Here is a 20,720-nt window from a genome sequence, read left to right on the forward strand (position 1 = left end):
ACGCCGTACCTTTGGCGAAAGCTGTTAGAGGCCCACCGTTGGTGGGACCTGTGTACTATGTACCTCGTTATTTGACGAGGTACATGCCTGGGAATGATGGGGCGCCCATTTGGAAGAGTTTTTCCATCATGTTTGTTGTTTCTTTTTGTAGGTCCGTTTCCTTGTCGGCAGTCGCTGGAGCTTTCGTTTCGCCCTTGATAGCAAGCACGAATCTGTTGAAATCGTTCGTTGATCTCAAGGCTACGAAGAAGTTGCGATTCCTTTCGTCACCACTGTCTTGCATTTGAGCGCTGTATGATTCCTGTGCGATCAAGTAGAAGTTCTCGTTGATGTCGATCGGTTGCGTGCGCACTTGGCCTTCGCAAATCATCAGGCCGCGAGTGATCACGTCAGCTTGTTCAGATTCATTCAGACGAGGGTTCAAGATTTTCAAATAGTCCGTGCGACCGAACCAACTTGGATCTTTAATGAACAAGAGTGGATTCAGATTAACGATCACGCATTGCTCGTATTGATTAACACGAACTTTCAGCAAGCTTTGTTGTACAGTCATAGATGTCGACATACCAATGTTGATCGCATTGCTGTTGCTGGTTGAATCGGTTGCAGACCAAGAGATAGATCCACCCACATCCAGTCCCAAAGAGAAGAGATCCAAAAACTTTTTGGAGATACCAGCCTTAGCGCTGACACTGACTGATTTCGTTACTGAAGTTGAGTGCGATTTTACGTAAGAGAAGTTTGTTCCCACAGAGAGTCCCTGATTGAAACCTTTTACGTATTTCGTTCCACCAACTTCTTTGATAGCCAGACGTTTTTCAACTTGGAAGAAGCGTGAAGGATCTTTGCTTACTGCATGGAAGCAGTCGCCACCGAAGCCCATTTTAAGGAGGTCCATAACAGCACCGCCTTTATCCGGGTGCTGGCTTGGGAAGAAGTCGTTTGCCCAGAAAGCACAAAGCTTCTGTGCCGCCTCTTTTGTAAGACGACCGTTTGTGATGATGCCTTGGAGGTCTTCCTTATTCAAAATGTAGTGAGTGTTAGCCAGTTTGATATTCAAAGCCTTAGTCAATGGAGAAGCTGCTGGCATAGCATTGACGTTGATCAATGCTAGATTGTTCTCTTGTGCGAATTGAGGATTTGCAGAGCGAGCTGTCGCAGCTTTCAAAGCAGAAGCCTTGGCATCTAGACCTTCTTTGACAACTTGAGTGATCAATCCCTTTGTTGCTGAGTCATTGTTGCCTGAACCGCTCAAAAGGAAAGTGCTGATTGATGACGCGTCGACAATTCTCAATGGACGAGAAGCCTCGTCGACGTTCAAAACCACAGGGCCCACAAAAGTTGGGGTTTCAAGGCCGGTACTTGTATCAATCGCAGAATCAAGGGCAGCGCCGGCCTGCTTGAGGTTGATTCCGGCAGCAGTTACTTCCACTTTAGTTTCATCGACAGGGTAAAGTTCAACCAGCATGTTATTGCGGTTGCCCAGCGCTTTCAAATCCTGAGTCTGGAAAGTGATATCTGTGTTGATTTGACCGCTCATGACATTGACGAATTTTTCTGCTGAAGAGACATAAGTGTTCTTGCTGTCGTAGTCGCGGTTGCGAACAACTGCCAGTTTAAGAAGATAAACACCGTCACGAAGCTTTTCAACTTCGCCGCGACCGTAGGAAAGACTTGAGTACATCAAAATACGCGGATCCATCTTGAACTGAATCTTTTTGATAACATTGAGATTCAAAAGGTTATCCACCTGATAGTTGTATGACAAAGTGTTGTAGCTGAAAGAGTCCATGATCACTTGAGTCTTCGGACGAGACTCTGCTTTGCAATCCAAAGCAAGCTTTTCGTTGGCATCGACATAGCGAAGATCACGACCCATGGAACCATTGTTGTCCCAAGGATTTACGATGATCGCCAGTTTTTCGTTCATGCCAAGATCTGCATTTTCGATTTGTACGTAGCCTTTGATGTAACGTTGGCAATCGAAGTATTTGATTTTGATGCTTTCATCCCAAGTGATGCAGGCATTGTTGTCAGTTTTTACAGAGGCAGACACTGCGGTATCACCTTCGTTTTGGCGGAACTTTGTGACTTTGAATGTTTGTGCACGAGCCGATTTTTGATCCAAGCCATTTTTTACACAGGCTTTGATATTGTAAATCACTTCGCGAGTTGAAGTGGTCTCTGCACCCACTCTAACATTTTTGATCTCAAGCTGAGAAACTTCGATCTTTGGTTTTTGATAGGCGTCTTGCTGCAAGGTCTCCGCAGGCGCGCCAGAGCCAGAACCAGAACCAGAAGCTGGATTTGATACATTTGGCATTTGTGCATTTACGTAGTTATCAATCTTGAAGTTTTGCTCTTGTGCCACTTGGCTGGCTAATTTCAAGAAAGAAGAACCTTTGATTTGGTCATAGTCGCCAAGAATATAGATGCCATCAAAGCCAGTAAGGCCTTCTGGACCGTTTTCAGGAAGAAGTTGCACACCCAAAACCATTTGTCCACGAGTTGGGATCGCCGCCAAAGAGATTGGAGCTCTTACAGCCAAGCTGCCGTTTTCCATTTTAGCGTCCAGAACCGCTGTTTGCGCAAGCAAGCGGTGAAGTTCTTTGCCATTTGCAAGGTAAGAGTGGATCAACTTAATGCGTGCTTTGAAGGAACCGGATGTCAAGGGGCGGAGAACGATCTCGCCGTTCATTTTAGTTAATTGAATCGCAGGAGTTCCTCTCATCTCAACGAGAAGATCAACACCGGTGGAAGTTAGCTTTTGTTCTGTCACAAACAAGCGTCCCTCTTCAAGCCAAAGAGGACGAGTGCGAAGTTTTTGATCCGCAGAGAAACCCTTGAGTGCCAAAGAAGAAACCTTTTGGGACTTTACCAAATTAGGGATGGCATCTTCGTTTTTTACATCCATCACGGGCGCTAGGTTTTCGCCATGAGACCAGGGATTGATCGCATAAGAAACAGTGCGCACGCCCTTATGAAGGCCTGTGCCGCGAATGTGACGGTCAATCTTGATGTACTGAGAATCTGCCAAATAATTGTATTGAATTGTTTCAGACCAAACCAAGCAGCCAGAAGCATCTGTTGTGACTTCTTTGCCGGCTTCGTCGATTTTAAATTTGTGACCCGAGATGACTTTGTTGTAGTAGATGTCTTTCAAGCAAGCATAAAGGTTGAACACTTTGGAAGTAGGAAGGGCAAATGAACCTTCTTTGGTAGATTCCAAAACAGAAGAACGACTTGGTGCCGCCTCAACATTGAAGGTTGCCGCTTCCGAGTTGTCAGCAGTAGCATCAGCAGCTTGCGCTGTGGCTTCCTTATCTTTAGGTGTCGGCAAGTTACAAGCCGCAAGACTTAGAACATTCAAGCTAAGAAGTAGGGTGATAAGAGTCTTAGATGTTTGCATAGAATGTCTCCAACTTGATCATCAAAGCCTTTTCGCGGGATTGAACTGGGTTTGCATACATGACTTCCGCGTCTCTGTACTGGATGCCCAATTTAAAACCTTCTTTTTTGAAAGAAAAATAAGTCTCTGCCCCGTAACCGATGCGATTGGTTTCGAAGTTGCGGGCATTGAAGTAAGAGACCGCCGCTTCTGGCGCGATCGAAAAGTAGAAACCTTTGAATGTCCAATCCATATTGCGGGTCATTTGAATATTCGTTCCAAGAGAGTATCTGACTGCGTTCGCGTCTTCAGAAGAGACTTTGTCATTGTGGAGGTAATCCACTTGGCCCAGAAGATCGACGCTGCTAAGAACCGGGATTTGCAGCTCGGTGGAAGCTTCGATGCCTTGGAACTTGTTAAGGAACGTGTATTGAGCGTCAGAGACGTTGTTGATTTGCATATTTCCCAGCAGCAAAGACTGTTGCGCCACTGCTGACGGTAGATTGTTGAACAAGAAGTAGCTAACACCAGTTTTCCAGAAAGTATTTTTGCTTGGCTGCCATTTCAACAGCAAAGCCGCAGTGTTCAATGACGGAGTCGCTTCAAGTTCTTTGGTGTTTGTGCTTAAAGAAGTTGATGTTGGGATGGCTGTTTCTACTGCAAGACCAGCTTCCATGGTGTCACCCTTTGCCAAACCCATAAGACGAGCCGCTGGGAATGCCATATCGTCGATCAAGAGGGCGGAGTGCATGAATCTTTGGTTCAAAGCACCTGCTGAAAAACGAAGGTTGTTGAAAGGTGTATAATGAGCGGCCGCTTGATTCAAAAGAATCTTATTTTCCATTTTGTCTGCGCCATCAATAGTTTGAGACTGGCCTGAAACCAGGCGAATGGAAGGCTGTAGATCCAGAAACAATGAAGAGGACAGAGTGTACTTAGAGCGAAGATCGAAACGGAAATCGACATATTTTGATTGAGATTGCTCATCCTTGAAGTCTTGGCCAGCAAGACGAACTCGCCAGTCTGCCTGGAATTTTTCTTCCTTCTTCTTTGTTGGCAAAGAAGTGCTGATTTGGTTCACCACTTGGTCCTGAGACCAAGCTTGCGAAGCCAGTATCATAATGAGACAAAATGTCGAAATCACACTTCTTTTCATGCAGTCCCCATTTTCACAGGACTACATTTCAAAAGCCGTGCGCAGCAAAAGGCTCTTCATTTCAAAAGTAAAAGACTTAATAAAAATGCTTTGTACAGGTGACGTTCTTCGGCGCTGGCTGTCTTTCTATGAGACAGCCAAGTGATGGGATTAAGGGATGTATTTGTCGATATAGTAAAGGAAGTCATAGCGATAGAACGTAGGGTTCTTCGCATTTTCCGCCTCGAGCTCTTCGAGGGTTTGACCATACACGACGGTGTTGTCCTTCACGAGAAGATTGCGGATAAAGTTCTGAGCCTTGTACCAGCGAGTTTTATTCTCATCATCAGTGCAAGTGCCAAGCTCTTGGGGCGAAGAGGCTCCCATACGTCTTTCGATGCATAAATACGGGTCGAAGGAGAGGCGATTTACGCGGCTCAAGCCATCGAGTAAATTGAAGGTCACCATTTTCCCTGCAGAGTTCTTGTAAGAAATCCTGCAGGTTTCTCCCGCGGTTTTGGCCATCGCAATAACGTCGGCCTTAAAACTGCCACCATTATATTCAATCAAAGAATCACGGGCGTTGATGCGATCGTTGTATCCCTTGATGGATTTGATGATTTCGTAAAACGTCGAGCGAATTCGGAAGTCTCTACCAGGGGTCGAATAGTTTTCCCAATCGCCCTCGGCCTGATAGATATTCATCGGCAATTTCTCTGGATGGGGTTGCAGATGCAAGCCCTGGTCAATGGCCTTTTGTGCATCCAAAGCGCGATCTTGGAAGCCAGAGCAAAGTTCATCGATTTCTGCTTTGAGTTGATCCAGCGGGCGAATTTTTGTATTGGCATCTGTCGCAAGGTTCAATTTCAGGAATTCATAATAGTCAACGATACGGCCTTGGACAGCGAAAGTGCCTTTGGACCAGTTACCAGAGGGATCTGGATTTGTTCCCACAAATTGCTCAAGCGAAAAACCAGGAATACTTTGGTTGTTTGCAGTCACGATCGCTCCAGCCGTATAGCCAGTGGAATTGCTGCGCGCGCTGACAATTGAAAAAGGACGGAAGTTTTTAAATCCGGCACCATGAGCCGGGCGACTGCGCAGGAACGCTTTATTGTAAAGCTTATGAGTGACTCCGTTATCAGGATGGGAGTCGAAGTATCGAACATCACCAGTTGGTGTCACTTCATAAACCACGGCCACATGCCCTGAGGGATCGTAGATGATCGTTCCTGGCTTGATATTGTTGCGATCCATTTTTACCGGGTAAAAGTCCGGATCGACGGGCATTGTTGTGTTCGCATCAAAGCGATAATTCGATGAATTTACATTAGAGATGATGTAGCGAGCCGAACTAAAGAAGTTGTAGGACTTTGGCTCTGCTGCGGGAATAGTGGTGCGAGACTTCATCAGTGTCCCGCTTTTGCTATTCGCTAAAGAGAAGTCACGAGCTGCATTGGGGAATAAGTTAAAAAGCTTTCTTTGGTCGCTCGTCCACTCTTCAATGTCTTCCGGCGTTCCTGATTTGCCGGTCACTGCTGTGAACGGAAGACCATTTTTCCAGGCATAATACATTCTTAAAAGGTAGGGGAATCTGCCGCAGTCAGCATAGAAGAAAACTTCAGACTCTTGGGCTGGATCATAGTAGGGATTCGACATTGGATTTTTGAAGCAAGTATCAACGCTGTTACATTTTGATTTCGCCATGCGAACCACAAAGTTCTGATAACCTTGCTCATCACTCGCATCCCACTGTGTTTTGCGCACAGTCCAGGCACCCTTTGCAGAGTTACTGTTTTTAAACGCAATTTCCATAGAAGGCGCAGGGGTTGCTCCTAATATATCAGCGGAAGCCCAAGGTGCTGCCAATAACGCGCAAGCCGTTAAACCGAGTGCGACTATATTAAAAGGATGTCTTAAGGTTTTCATAATAAGGGATCGGGTTGCAAACCCAGGGCCACGACTTCTCAAACTGGGAATCAATAGAATCGATCTCTGCGTGAATTGCTGTCGCAGCAATTGACAGAAGCCACGAAAGGGAATTGTCAGAGAGGGTTCTGCACAAGGTCTTGTTCGCAGAATTGGGGGGAGCACAAATTTTGTTGGTTTGTTGTTAACGAACTTTTTGTTTCGATTGTTGCAATATCCTTCATAAGTTCTAAGACATGCGTATTGTTTTCGCTGCGAGCTGCGATTTATCAGGAGATGAAGTTGTAAAACTGTTGCGGATTCTGAGGCTTTACAACAGGGACACAGGGCTTTTTTCTTAACAATTCCATACTAATAGGGGATTTCCTTGCAATTTCTTAATTGAAACTTACTCACAATGTGGCCGAAGAGATATGTGGCTAATTAAGGATGTGTAAGTGAATCAAATGGTAGCGAGGTCAAAACTTATATTGTTAAGTTCATTCACGGTGTGTGCTGTGAGTGCCTGCGCGCCTTCGGAAAACCCGATTAGTGAAGATCTGATTAAAACAAGTCCTCCGACTTTCTCAGGACTCACTACTCAGAACTATACAACTCCTTCTGTTACATTTGAGCTTAACGGCGAATGCGACACCAAATCTTTTGGTTTGGAGTACTCGTTTGATGAACAAGAGTGGATCAAGATTCCTGACGGCTGCCTCAATGGCACCTTCAAAATTGGTCTGACGATTGCCAAGTCAAAAACAGTCTTTGCCCGAGCTCTCACAAAAAAAGGTAGAACATCTTCATCTCAAGCGACGGTTCGTTTGGTGTTGCCACCAACGTCTCCAGCTTTTCAAACTGTTACAGCAGGACTCTCATCGGATGAAGGTTCAAAGGCTTTGCAGTTTACAATGAGCTCTTCCATTCAAGGAAAGACTCTTGTGAATGCAGACTTTAATTTGAATAGCAATGTTGTTGGGGTGGTGTATGGATCTCCATAAGAAGTCTATTGCATCTTTTTTAAGTCTGTCAGTGGTATTTCTATTGGGGCAGGCCTCCTTTGCATCAACTTCAGTGCCATCGTTATTGCCTTTTCAGGGAAGATTGACTGATACTACGGGACACCCGATTAACTATGGCGTTTCTGTAGCCTTCCGTATTTATCCTCCCACGGGCACTTGCTATATCTATGAAGAGACTCAATTTATCACACCAAATACTTATGGTGTGTTCTCAACTCTTCTTGGTGTGGCCTCCAATTCGACCGGTCCGAGCAATTCTTTTTCGTCAATTTTTAATAATTTAGCTTCGGTGAGTTTGAACAATTCATGTATGGCCGTGTATGTGCCTGCTGCCAATGACTGGCGACGCATTGAAGTTTTAGTGAACGGCGACCCAATTGGCGGGATGCAGACATTGGGAGCTTCTCCATTTGCATTGAATTCGGAATCATTGCAGGGTTTGACGGCAGATAAATTCATTCAAGTGTCAGGGACGGTGACGCAAGCAGCTTTGCAGTCTATGACTTCAGGTGCGGATGCAAGCGCCTATCATAACCATGACAGTCTTTATGCGCGTGTGGACGGTACCAATTCTTACTCAGGTAATATTTCCACCTCTGCTAATATCGTGACGTCTTCTGGAAAAATCGGAATTGGTATAGCGAATCCAAATGCTGACCTTGAAATTAAAAAAGACAATCCAAGCATTCGACTACAGTCGAACGCAGCTTCGGGCGGCATTCCCGCTCTTGACTTCTATAGTGGCAATGCGACTCAACGTGCGCGCATTGAAAGTGCTGAAGGCAGCAATACCTTGAAGTTCTATACAGGGACAACCGAAGCTTTCCGCCTGGATGCTTCGCAAAATGCATACTTCAGCGGTAATGCTTTTGTCGCTGGCAGTTTGCAAGTTGGGAAATATACGAATGCACAAGAGACGACGTTAAATACTTATTTAACAGGTGCGGCAGCGGGTGCCGCTGGAACAATCTGGTATAACAGTACGGGGAACAACCTTAAGTTTTGGAATGGCTCATCCATCCAGTCCGTTGGTACGGTGACATCGGTCACAGCAGGCGCTGGCTTGACGGGTGGAACCGTGACGTCAAGCGGGACATTGGCTGTAGATGCTGGTACCACTGCAAATAAAATTGTACAGTTGGACGGCTCCGCGAAATTGCCAGCTGTTGATGGCTCCCAACTTACTGGCTTAACTGCGACTCAAATTTCTTCGGGTGTTTTGCCTGCATCACGTGGTGGTACGGGCTTGTCATCACTGGGAACTGCAAATCAAGTTCTAGGCGTGAACAACGCGGGCACGGCGGCAGAGTACAAAACAATCACTGCAGGCAGTGGTGTGAGCATTTCTCATGGCGCGAATTCCATCACGATTAATGCCGTGGGTACGGGTGGAACAGTGACCAGTGTGGATGTTGCGGTACCGGCTTATATGTCCACAAGCGGCGGTCCAGTGACCAGCTCGGGCACCGTGACTTTGGGGTTCAACTCACAAACAGCGAAGACCGTTTTCGCAGCTCCGCAAGGATCAAGTGGAGCTCCTGGCTTTAGAAATCTTAATATTGTTGATATTGCTTCCAGTGTTGCTGGAAATTTCATGACCGCTTCGGGGGCTTGTCCTGCCGGTCAATCGCTGACTTATCTTTCAGCGAGCGATACGATGAGCTGTCAGGCTTATTCGATCACTTCGGGCCAAGTCACGGGCGCGTTGGGATACACTCCTTTAGCGAATGCATTAAATAGTGCGCAGATCTTTGTCGGTAGCGCTGGTAATGTTGCGACAGCAGTCTCTATGTCTGGAGATGTGAGCTTGACGAATGCTGGTGTAGCGACAGTCGGCGGTCTTGGCGGTAAAGCTTTCAATGGAACTTTGGCGACTAGTAACAAAATTCTTTGGTACAACCAGGCTGGTGATAAAATCAATATCACTTCTTTGCCGACTTGTACGGCCAGTCAGTATTTAACTTTCGATGGTGCCGCTTGGACTTGTGCGACGGATGTGGGATCTGGCGGCAATGTGGCTTCTTTGACTGCTAACTATCCTTTGAAAAATAATGGTACCGCTTCGAATCCTGTTTTGGATTTGCAATATGACTCTGCCCAGTTTGATTTGAATAGCAATAATTTACACCTTAAAGCAGGCGGCATCACGAGTACGGAGCTTTCTGCAACTGGTGTTGGCGCGGGCACCTATAAGTCAGTGACTGTTGATACCAAAGGTCGTGTGACTGCGGGAACTAATCCTTCCACACTTGCAGGTTATGGCATCACGGATGCTTTACCACTCGCTGGTGGGACGATGAGTGGTGCGATTGATATGAGTGGTAACAATGTGACCAATCTAGGTTATATGACCATGGCGGCAAATAAGTCTTTGCATCTTTCGAACAATGCTGCGGATCCAGCGGGATTGACAGCTGCTGATAAAGGTAAAACTTGGTTTAACTCGACAACCAATCAAATTAAATACTGGGATGGATCTGCTGCGGTGGTCGTGAGCGCTTCGGGTAACTATTTGACGGACCTGACGGGCGATGTGACCGCTTCGGGTCCTGGTTCTGCGGCAGCGACGATTGCTGCGAATGCAGTGACAACTGGTAAAATTTCAGACGGCACAATTTTGGGTGCGGATATGAATTTTACTGGTGTGAATACAGCTACCTCTGGGCTTGCGGTGGTGGATTCAACGGGTAAGTTCTTTAACTTCGCCTGCGGAACGGCCGGTCATGTTGCGACTTGGACTGCCTCGGGATGGGCGTGTCAGGCGCCGGCGCCAACGGGCGTAACAAGTGTTGCTACCGGGACTGGCTTGAGTGGTGGGCCGATTACGAGCACTGGGACTATCTCTTTGGCGAATACAGCGGTGACTGCGGCTTCATATGGATCTGCAACTCAGGTGGGTGCATTCACTGTTGATGCTCAAGGTCGTTTGACTGCGGCTTCGAATGTCACAGTGACTCCGGCTTGGTCTTCAATTACTTCGACGCCAACAACTCTTGGTGGTTATGGAATTACAGATGCTGTGTCGACAACATTGGCTTCTGGAAAAATCTTAGTGGGTGACGGTTCGAACGTAGCGACAGCGCAGACGATGTCAGGCGATGCGACGCTATCAAATGCTGGAGCATTGACTTTAGCGTCAAGTGGTGTAACTGCGGGTACTTATTCAAAAGTAACAGTTGATGCCAAAGGTCGCGTTACAGTGGGTGCGAATATTTCTTCTGGTGATGTGACGACAGCTCTTGGTTATACGCCGCTCAATAAAGCGGGCGATGTCATGACTGGAAGTATTGGTTTAGGAAACTTTACGAATGCAACCGAAGCAACTTTGATTTCTGGCTATGCAGCTGGTGATAAAGGTAAGACTTGGTTCAATACAACAACTAATCAGGTAAAATATTGGGATGGTTCTGCGGCGCAGTCGTTGGGAATTTCTGGAGCAGGATTGACATCGTTGGGTGGTCAAACAGGTTCTACGCAAACTTTAGCAATTGGAACTGCGGGAACTTCGCCAGCCTGGTCATCGGCTTCAAATACACACACATTGAATATTCCAATGGCTTCTTCTGCAGGAACGACTGCGGGTCTTTTAAGTAAAACAGATTATGATTCTTTTGTGGCGAAACAACCTGCCGGAAATTATGTCACTGATTTGGTTGGTGATGTTACGGCGTCAGGTCCTGGCTCTGCGACGGCGTCAATTGCGGCAAATGCAGTAACAACTGGTAAAATCCTAGATGGCACTATTTTGGGTGCCGATATGAACTACACGGGAGTTAACACAGCAACATCAGCAATTGCGATCAAAGACAGCACGGGTAAGTTCTTTGACTTTGCTTGCGGTACAACTGGCCAGGTTGCGACTTGGACAGTGACTGGTTGGGCATGTCAAGCTCCGGCGACTAGCGGAACTGTGACAAGTGTTGCGACGGGTACCGGTTTAAGTGGCGGTCCTATCACGGGCTCAGGAACGATTTCATTAGCGAACACGGCTGTTACTGCAGCCTCTTATGGTTCTGCAACTCAAGTGGGAACATTCACAGTGGATGCTCAAGGTCGATTGACGGCGGCTTCAAATGTGACAGTGACCCCAGCTTGGTCTTCGATCACTGGAAAGCCAACAACGCTAGCGGGTTATGGCATCACTGATGCTCAGTCTTCAACTTTGACGAATGGGAAAGTCCTTATCGGTAACGGTTCAAATGTTGCGGCAGAACAGACTGTCTCTGGCGATGCGACTTTGTCAAATGCCGGTACTTTGACTTTAGCCTCTAGTGGAGTGACTGCAGGAACTTATTCTAAAGTGACAGTCGATGCAAAAGGCCGTGTTACGGTGGGCGCGAACATTGCGTCTGGTGATGTGACGACGGCTCTTGGTTATACTCCGCTCAATAAAGCGGGCGATGTAATGACTGGCAGTATTGGGCTAGGTAACTATACGAATGCAACCGAAGCGACTTTGATTTCTGGCTATGCGGCTGGTGATAAAGGTAAAACTTGGTTCAATACAACAACTAATCAGGTGAAATATTGGGATGGTTCGGCGGCGATGGCACTTGGTGTGTCTGGCGCAGGTCTGACATCCTTTAATGGTGAAACGGGTTCAACACAAACTTTGGCGACACCAGGAACTGCTGGCACAGCACCGGCTTGGTCGTCAGCAGGAAATGTACACACATTGAATATTCCAATGGCCTCTTCTGCGGGAACGACTGCGGGACTTTTAAGTAAAACAGATTATGATTCTTTCGCGGGTAAACAAGCTGCAGGTAACTATGTGACTGCTTTAACAGGTGATGTGACTGCGACGGGCCCAGGTTCCGTGGCTGCGACGATCGCAGCGAATGCTGTTACAACTGGTAAAATTTTAGATGGCACTATTTTGGGTGCTGATATGAATTACACAGGCGTGAATACAGCAACGTCAGCAATTGCGATCAAAGACAGCACAGGTAAATTTTTTGACTTCGCCTGCGGTACAACTGGTCATGTTGCAACTTGGACAGTGACGGGTTGGGCGTGTCAAGCTCCAGCGACTAGCGGAACTGTGACAAGTGTTGCGACAGGTACTGGCTTAAGTGGTGGGCCTATCACAGGTTCAGGCACAATTTCACTTGCGAATACAGCAGTGACGGCAGCTTCTTATGGTTCTGCAACTCAAGTGGGAACCTTCACTGTAGATGCTCAAGGTCGTTTAACTGCAGCAGCCAATGTGACTGTGACTCCGGCGTGGTCTTCAATTACTTCGACACCAACAACCCTTGGTGGCTATGGAATTACCGATGCTCAATCAACAACTTTGGCATCTGGAAAAATCTTAGTGGGTAATGGTTCGAACGTCGCGACAGCACAGACGATGTCAGGCGACGCGACTTTATCAAATGCCGGCGCTTTGACTTTAGCATCTAGTGGTGTGACTGCTGGCACTTACTCTAAAGTGACTGTTGATGCAAAAGGTCGCGTGACTGTAGGGGCGAATATCGCTTCTGGTGATGTGACGACGGCTCTTGGTTATACGCCACTCAACAAAGCTGGCGATGTGATGTCGGGTCTATTAGGTCTTAACGGAGTTGGTGCAGATCCAGGCGGGCTTGTTGCTGGTGATAAAGGTAAAGTGTGGTATCGCACAGATACAAATGAAATAAAATATTGGAACGGCTCAGCAGCAGTTGCTCTTGGAGTGTCTGGTGCGGGACTGACCTCATTTAATGGTGAAACGGGCTCAACACAGACTTTGGCGACGCCAGGAACTGCTGGTACGGCACCAGCTTGGTCATCAGCAGGAAATGTGCACACATTGAATATTCCAATGGCCTCTTCTGCGGGAACGACTGCGGGTCTTTTAAGTAAAACAGATTACGATTCTTTTGCTGCGAAGCAAGCTGCTGGCAACTATGTGACTGCTTTAACAGGTGATGTGACTGCGACGGGCCCGGGCTCTGTGGCTGCGACGATCGCAGCGAATGCGGTGACAACTGGTAAGATCTTGGATGGCACCATTTTAGGTGCGGATATGAACTATACAGGCGTTAATGCGGGAACTTCGGCGATCGCGATCAAAGACAGCACAGGCAAGTTCTTCGACTTTGCTTGTGGTACTGCGGGGCATGTTGCAACTTGGACAGTTTCAGGTTGGGCATGTCAAGCTCCGGCGACAAGTGGAACTGTGACAAGTGTTGCAACAGGTACTGGATTGAGCGGGGGTCCAATCACGGGTTCAGGTACAATTTCTTTGGCGAACACAGCAGTGACAGCAGCTTCTTATGGTTCTGCAACTCAAGTGGGAACTTTCACGGTGGATGCGCAAGGTCGTTTAACGGCAGCATCTAACGTAACAGTGACTCCGGCATGGTCATCAGTGACAGGCAAGCCGACAACACTTGCGGGATATGGTATTACGGATGCTCAGGCGGCTTTGGGTTATACTCCAGTTAACAAAGCTGGTGATACGATGACGGGCACTTTGAACTTAGCTTCGAACGGTTTGGTTGTGGGAACGACTCAATTGGTTGTGAGTGGTGGTAATGTCGGTGTTGGTACCGCGTCGCCAGGTTATAAATTGGATGTTTCTGGAACCGTTGGGGCTACCGCATTTTATTATACTTCAGACAGACGATTGAAGCATGACATTCATCAGATCAGAGGTCTCGAGAATATTCTCTCGATGCGTGGAGTTCGATTTAAATGGATCAAAGATGATCAGCCTGAAATTGGTTTGATTGCGCAAGAAGTGGAAAAAGTAATGCCTGATCTGGTGCACACAGATCCAGACACAGGAAAGAAATCCGTTAAATACGGTAATATCGTGGCTCCACTAATTGAATCGACCAAAGAGCTTTATGCGATAAACGTTAAACAGCAGCGTGAGATTCAGTCTTTAAAAGGCCGAGTGGAAAATCTAGAAAAGCAAAATCAAGAGATGCTAGAGCAGATGAAAGAGATTCGTCAGTATTTAAAAGCCAAAGCGAAGTAAGAGTCATGCCTATCATGCGAGCAAGATGAACGTCTGGGTTTTTTCTAAAAAAATCGAGACACTTTCTCATAGACAATCATAAAATTGAAATGAGAAATGCTCGGGTCTTTTGTAGCCTGTGAAGGGGTTAAAATGTTGTTATCAAGAACTGGTTTGGGGTTGGTTGTATGTGTGCTGGCAGTTCATTCATCAGTTCACGCTGTGAATTGTGCGACCTATCCAAATGGGACCAGTCTTGCTGCTGGGACGTCTACAGATATCACCCCAGGTGGCACGGGAAGTTGTGCAACTTGTAAGCGCGTTACCAATATCAGTGGTACCAATTCCTTACTTGTACCCACTGGAACTGATGCAGATTGGACAGCCTTCTACACCAATGTGGGAGCGGGTGTTGCCACCATCGGTGTTTGTGGGTCGTGCACTCCTGGCTCTCAAACAATATCTGCGAATACTACAACGTGGGCTGTTCCTGCAAACTGCACGACAATTACCATCGAAGCTTGGGGCGGCGGCGGTGGCGGCGGTGGCGGCTCGACTAAAACTGGTGCTGGCGGCGGCGGTGGCTATGCAACTAAAGCGCTGACTGGTTTAACGCCAGGTGAAACTTTCACCATCACAATTGGTCAAGGAGGCGGTGGTGGTTCCGCTTCCGCGGGGGCTGGTGGTGCCGGAGGTAGCAGTGGTGGTGCGGGAGGTACCACAGCTGCGGCTAGCGCAGGAGGTGGCGCTGGAGCCGGTGGTGGTGGCGGAACACCCAACGGAACTGGAACATCTGGAGGCGCTGGTAAATATGGCGGCGGCGGCGGCGGTGGTGCTGCAGCTGGAGCTTCTGGTGGCGGTGGCGGAGGCGGTTCAACTGTTGTGACTCAAAATACTGGATCTGTGACTCATGTCATTGCTGGTGGCGGCGGTGGTGGCGGCGGTGGTCAGTCCGCTGGAGCTGGAAATGGTGGTTATGGTGGCGGCGGTTGTGGCAATGCGGGCGGCGCCGGTGGTGCAAATGATAAGGCTGGTGGCGGAGGAGGTGGAGCCTGTGTTGGAACTACGACAACTGCAGGCTCTAATGGTACAACGAATGCGACAGGTGGCCAGGCAGCCAATCCTCCGGCTGGAACCGTTGGCGATGGCAACTCTGTTTTAAATGGGGCCGGCTATGCGGGCCAGGTTATTATTTCTTATCCTTAAGTTTGCAAAACCGGGATACATTCGTATCGACTATCAATAATCTATTTCATTTTATCTTGAAGGGCGACGTCGAACATCAGACTTAAATAATGCCCTTCGATTTTACCTGTATTGGGAATGTTAATCGCATCGGTGGTGCTGTAGCTGAACTGATCAAGCTGATAAGTATAACCGAATGATGTTCTCCATTTTTGTGAAAGGGCATAGGACGCCAGGACACTCAGGCGGTAAGAGTTGGTTGGTTGTTGATCCAAGCCATTGGGAGTTTCAAGGCTTGTTTGGCTGCGATAGATCGAAGTTGAAACTTGACCGCCCCATTTATCCGTAAAACTTTTTAAATACGCAAATTGAAGTTGCGGACCCGCATTTTTGATTTTTGAGAAGACCACTTCCGTTGTGTAGGGGTAGGTGAGGATCTCAGGATTTTCATTGATCGAATAACCCAGCCAAAAACGCATTCGGTCGCCGTTACCTAAGAGATGTCGGTAGCCGACATGCAGACCCATTTTTGAATAGAAGTAGTTGTTGCTGCGGAACTGAAAGCCGGCCAAAGAGCCATGAGCTAAAATTCCAATGCGAGATTTACGTCCCCAATATCCCAATGCCAATTCAGACTCACCACCAAAAAGTTTTTGTGTGACGATCGCATTGTTGTCGTAATTATAACCTGTGTAGTTTTCAACTGAAGAAATCTGGCGATACCAGCCATAAAATTGAGAGGACTCTTCGGCAGAGTTCATATCTAATTTGACGTACTGATTAATGCGGAACTTTCCTGTGGCTTCCGAAGCAGATGGCGGATCCTGAGGCTCATTTTTTGAAAAGGCCTTTGCAGTCCAAAAGTAATTTTTGCTGTCAGGAAGTTCTACGACTTTGAATGCCTCGTTTGTTTCTTCAGTCCGAATGAGTTTTTTATCTCCATCATAGATATAGACTCGATAGAAGGTGGCCTTGGGATCGGCTTTCCACTTCAACATGACCTTAGATTTTAGATCGTCCAGGGCTTCAACCGTTTGATCATCGGCAGGGCTCAAGGGAGTTGGCAAAAAGCGTTTTACGAAGAAGCGCGAAGGAGCACTCCATTCGGTGCTGCTATTGTTGTCGTTCAAGCCACGAACACGCATTTCGTATTCGCCAGGGGTTAGGCGAAAGCGGAACTCAGGCTCGAAGGACTGGAAATAAGCAGGGGCCGCCTCTTCCGTGTCATCGACGTTTACAGAGACGACTTCAAACTCGTACTTCTTAGCGTGTTTAATCGGCTCTACTTTGACCAGAGTACCGCGGCCCTTCTCATTGGCCCCCAGAATTGCGAACGGAGAGAAATACTTCGGCAGGCCTGCCTGGAGCAAGCGGACATAGTCGTTGCGGTTTTTCAGAGGAGTCGTACTCCAAGAATAATTTGAACTGACCTTAAGGGTCGACTTCAGATAAGTTTCTTTGGTTAAGACATAACGGAGTGGGGATCCTTGAGCATCTTTCAGTTGGAAGAAGTACCACTGTGCGCCTGGAACCGCTGGCCACTGGAAGAAGATAGTTTCGTCAACGGCACCTTTAGGTTCTATCTCCATGTTGTTGTCGGGGTAAGCGCGAGCAATGGGACGATAGCCGACCCAGAAAAAGTGGGTTTTGCTCCAACGACCTTTGCTGTTCGCGGCCGCGAGGGAACGAGTGCGAACGGCATAGCGGCCTGGACTCAAGCGAAGTCGTAGGATCGTTGACTCCGCATTCAGTTTGAACTTCCAAGGTTCCGACCAAATTTTCTTGGTGGGAATGACCTCAATTTCATAACCTGCGGCCGCAGTCACGGAGTTCAAAGAAATACGGACTGTTCGAGCCGGGACGTCTTTTTGAGAATCGACGTCTTCAATTTTAATTCCTGCGAAAGACTCTTTTGATTCAGAGTCTTCCGTCACAGGAAGTTCATTTTTATTTGTGACCGGCTTCGCCTTCAGAGCTTCCGAAGCATTGATATCCATAGGTTGGGCAAAAGCATTTGAAGCCGCAAGGGCGGCGATGGAAAGAGCACACAATAATGTGAATCTCATCATGCTGTTTTTCAAAATAAATCAATCCTCAATAACAATAGAGCGAATTGACGGCGCCACGACGCCGTTCAAGCGACGAACTTTCAAATCATGCTGTGCGGACTCACTGCTTGCGAGTCCCTTGCGGTTGAGCGCAATCACTGTGACTTTGTAAGGAGTGAACTCAAGACTGTCTTGGAAGGGAAGTTCCTTGAGATACAAAGCAGTCTTGGAGGTCTTCCACGTGCGAACCTTTTTGCCGCTGAGATCTTTGATGAAAACTTGATATTGTTCGGCATGGGGAACTTGTTTCCACGCAACGCGAACTTCACCTTCATGGTTGGTCTGAAGTACTGGTGGAAGATTGTCGACATATTCAGGCGTACTCGGAGTTTTATCAGCAGGATCTTCCGGGCATTGATAGATGATCTTTTCATTTGGAGAAGGCGAATTCTCAGAGACGGTAGGGGGCGTGTGAGATTTGGAGTCCGGGGTCATGAGCGGGATGATTTTGCTGATGCCAAAGCCGACTAAGCAACCAACTGAAAAACTCTGGAACAGTTTTCGTTTCATAAACTCCTCAAACAGTTGACGGCCAATCTGAATGCCGCTCACTATATTGTGTTTGTTTATTTACTGGCTGTTAACAATCTCATGAGTATATTTCGAATTCTGGGCCTAGGTTCGGTATAGCTCCATTGAAAAAATCATCGTTAATTTAATTGGAAAGTTCGGCCAATGAGGACAGAACCCGTAAGGTGCTGTTTTTGTTTTTGCCGATCTCAGAACGAATTTCCTCTTTGATATGAGGCAACTGGTCTGATTTTTTGCGCATGCGATCGATCAGGACCATCACATCTTCGGCAGAATGAACAACCTGGACAATCATCCCGGAAGAGAAGTTCTTTTTTTGATAAAGCAAAGCTTCACGGTTGTTCTGATGGAAGGGGCCCACCATGACCGGCAATCCTGCCGCCAAAGCCTCCATGACCGAATGAACTTGTTTTTTGAATGAACCGCCAATGAAGGCCATGTCAGACCAAGTGTATAATTCCGCCAAGATCCCCACTTGATCTACCAATAGAATACTTCCAGTCGGCCACTCGCTGGTCTTCGAATATCGCACAAAGGGAAGTCCCGCATCGCTCATTTGTTTTTCGAGTTTTTCCAAATGTGCCGGTGTCGTTTCATGGGGAGCAATAATAGCTTTCATAGCATTGCGTTTAAGCTTTGCCAGCGCCGGGATAATAATGTTTTCGTCTTCAGGCCAAGTTGAACCTGCGATAAAAACAAATTCATCAGGAGTGGGGATCAACTCGTTTTTGAGAGGTTTTGGATTTTCAAGGCGATGAAAGACTTGATCAAAACGGGTGTCTCCGCTGACAAAAATCTTCGTATGCAAACCTAGATATTCCAAATTTTTACGATCTTCTTCAGAAACGCAGTGAATTTCATCGATGTGATTTAAAGAGTACTTGGTAAGATATTTCGTCAGACCTTTGAGGCGGGAGGAGTTGTCTGCAAAGGTTGCTGAGAACAGGCAGCTTGGAATGTTCTTCTTGGCGACGACCTTTGCCAAGACCGGCCACACGTCTGTTCTGGAGTAGAGAATCGCACGAGGATTCCATTTTGCAATAAAGCTATTCAGCAGGAAGTCCAAATCCCACGGCAAAGCAGCCCAAACGTCGACGTCATGCAAACCTTCCAGGATTTTTTTCGCAGAGGGTGATGAGTAGGTCACAATGATCGGCACGTTAGGATGTTGCTTTTTATATTCGCGAATCACCGGGCGGGCGTACTCAATTTCTCCACTGGCAGCATGAATCCACAGAGGGCGGGCCAAAGCGACGTCAGCTTCAGAGCCAGGTTTTTTGATTTTATAAAAGCCTTGGTTTTTATCTTCGATCATTTCGCGTATTTTTCCGCCCATGAAGGGACGAAGAAGTTGCAGCAGAAAATAAGCAAGAGGAACCAAGGTGTATTTATAAAGCCAAAAAACTAACAAACTCACGGGCGATCTCCCAAAAGAAGGCGCAATTGTTCAGCAACTTGAGCTGGTGTGATGTCGACCAGACATTTTTGATATTTTTCTTTATTCACACAAGGGCCCTGGCCATGTTTGCTGCAAGGGCGGCAGTAAAGATTCAATTCCATGATCTTTGTCGAAGGTCGCGATGGAAAACCAAATGGTGCCGGTCCCATCAGTGCGATAGTTTTTTTGCCAAGTTGTTCAGCGACATGAAGCAGACCGGTGTCGTTGCTCACGATGGCCTTGGAAAGTCCCACTACGGAGGAGCTCACTTGAAGAGAGCACTTGCCTGCTAAATTAAGAACTCGATCTGGGGCAACCGCATGTATGTCCTCGATGAAGGAATCTTCCGGTCCACCCAGCAGAACAAAGCGTTCCCCAGGAAGAAGTTGAATCAGTTCCATCCAGTACTGCTTGGGCCAACGCTTCAAAAAGAATGCTGCCGAAGGAGCCAATGCAATACTTCCTGCATAGTCACCTAAAACTTCAGCGGCTTTGCGAGTGTTTTCATCGCTTGGGAATATCTGTGGTGCCGGAGGTGCAATTTTTGAAACTCCCCAGGCTTGCAATGGTTCTAAAAGATCACGTTGTCCAGAGAAGGGCATTTCAAAAGTGTTGATGCGAAATTTGAACAGCAAAAGTCTTTTCCAACGACGAATGGATCGGCGAATAAATGTCGGCCCCATTCCCAAGAAACCCAAAGGACGAAGGATCCAAACGATTACGCGTGAACGCATGTTGTTGTGGGCGTCATAGATATGCGTGAAATTTTCTGCACGCATTGCCAGAGTCAGTTTCATCAAGCCCAAGAGACCTGCTTTGCGATCAAACTCCCAAACACGCTTTATATGCGGATGGTTTTTGAGTAAAGGCGCCATGTCTTTACGAGTAATCCAATGAATTTCTGCGCCAGGGAAAGTCTGCACCAGGGCAGAGGGCACGCTGAGGGTCTGAACCACGTCCCCGAAGCTAGAAAAGCGAATGATTAAAATTTTGGCAGTTTTGGCGGTGCTTAACATCCCCAAGATCCTAGCAAGGGCGCCGTAAAAGGTCACA

At 47.3% G+C, this 20,720-nt stretch carries 10 protein-coding genes; 3 read left to right on the forward strand and 7 right to left on the reverse strand.

Annotation, left to right across the window (positions count from 1 at the left end):
• Positions 1-67: 67 nt before the first annotated feature.
• From NWE73_RS07325 to NWE73_RS07335, 3 genes are all read right to left on the reverse strand, one after another.
• The gene (locus NWE73_RS07325; protein WP_277577647.1) at positions 68-3,409 is read right to left on the reverse strand and encodes a hypothetical protein; all 3,342 of its coding nucleotides are present in this window, start codon (positions 3,407-3,409) and stop codon (positions 68-70) included.
• Positions 3,396-4,544: a hypothetical protein gene (locus NWE73_RS07330; protein ID WP_277577648.1), complete on the reverse strand. Its 1,149-nt coding sequence runs from the start codon at positions 4,542-4,544 to the stop codon at positions 3,396-3,398. Before NWE73_RS07330 ends, NWE73_RS07325 begins: the two co-directional genes overlap by 14 nt.
• Before the next feature lie 150 nt (positions 4,545-4,694).
• Positions 4,695-6,452 (reverse strand): hypothetical protein, encoded by a 1,758-nt coding sequence (locus NWE73_RS07335; RefSeq protein ID WP_277577649.1) that lies wholly within the window; start codon positions 6,450-6,452, stop codon positions 4,695-4,697.
• Positions 6,453-6,889: 437 nt separating this feature from the next.
• Here NWE73_RS07335 and NWE73_RS07340 point away from each other — a divergent pair, with 437 nt between their 5' ends.
• The 3 genes from NWE73_RS07340 (at position 6,890) to NWE73_RS07350 (ending at position 15,611) form a co-directional block, all read left to right on the forward strand.
• The gene (locus NWE73_RS07340; protein WP_277577650.1) at positions 6,890-7,435 is read left to right on the forward strand and encodes a hypothetical protein; all 546 of its coding nucleotides are present in this window, start codon (positions 6,890-6,892) and stop codon (positions 7,433-7,435) included.
• Complete coding sequence (locus tag NWE73_RS07345; protein ID WP_277577651.1) at positions 7,422-14,426, forward strand: tail fiber domain-containing protein; 7,005 nt, start codon at positions 7,422-7,424, stop codon at positions 14,424-14,426. Before NWE73_RS07340 ends, NWE73_RS07345 begins: the two co-directional genes overlap by 14 nt.
• A 132-nt stretch (positions 14,427-14,558) precedes the next feature.
• Positions 14,559-15,611 carry a hypothetical protein gene (locus tag NWE73_RS07350; RefSeq protein WP_277577652.1) on the forward strand — a complete coding sequence of 351 codons (1,053 nt, stop codon included), beginning with the start codon at positions 14,559-14,561 and terminating at the stop codon, positions 15,609-15,611.
• A gap of 41 nt (positions 15,612-15,652) precedes the next feature.
• Here NWE73_RS07350 and NWE73_RS07355 read toward each other — a convergent pair whose 3' ends face one another.
• The 4 genes from NWE73_RS07355 to NWE73_RS07370 all read right to left on the reverse strand — a co-directional run bounded on the left by NWE73_RS07355 (position 15,653) and on the right by NWE73_RS07370 (position 20,683).
• Entirely contained in the window at positions 15,653-17,656 is a 2,004-nt protein-coding gene (locus tag NWE73_RS07355; RefSeq protein WP_277577653.1) for a hypothetical protein, read from the reverse strand.
• Positions 17,657-17,677: 21 nt separating this feature from the next.
• Positions 17,678-18,208, reverse strand: a complete 531-nt coding sequence (locus tag NWE73_RS07360; protein WP_277577654.1) for a hypothetical protein — start codon at positions 18,206-18,208, stop codon at positions 17,678-17,680.
• Positions 18,209-18,353: 145 nt separating this feature from the next.
• On the reverse strand, positions 18,354-19,646 hold the full coding sequence (locus tag NWE73_RS07365) for a 3-deoxy-D-manno-octulosonic acid transferase (RefSeq protein WP_277577655.1): 1,293 nt from the start codon (positions 19,644-19,646) through the stop codon (positions 18,354-18,356).
• Positions 19,643-20,683, reverse strand: a complete 1,041-nt coding sequence (locus NWE73_RS07370) for a glycosyltransferase family 9 protein (protein ID WP_277577656.1) — start codon at positions 20,681-20,683, stop codon at positions 19,643-19,645. The genes NWE73_RS07365 and NWE73_RS07370 overlap by 4 nt, the downstream gene beginning before the upstream one ends.
• Positions 20,684-20,720: the final 37 nt, after the last annotated feature.

The organism is Bdellovibrio svalbardensis (genome assembly GCF_029531655.1).
In the GTDB taxonomy this organism is placed as follows: domain Bacteria; phylum Bdellovibrionota; class Bdellovibrionia; order Bdellovibrionales; family Bdellovibrionaceae; genus Bdellovibrio; species Bdellovibrio svalbardensis.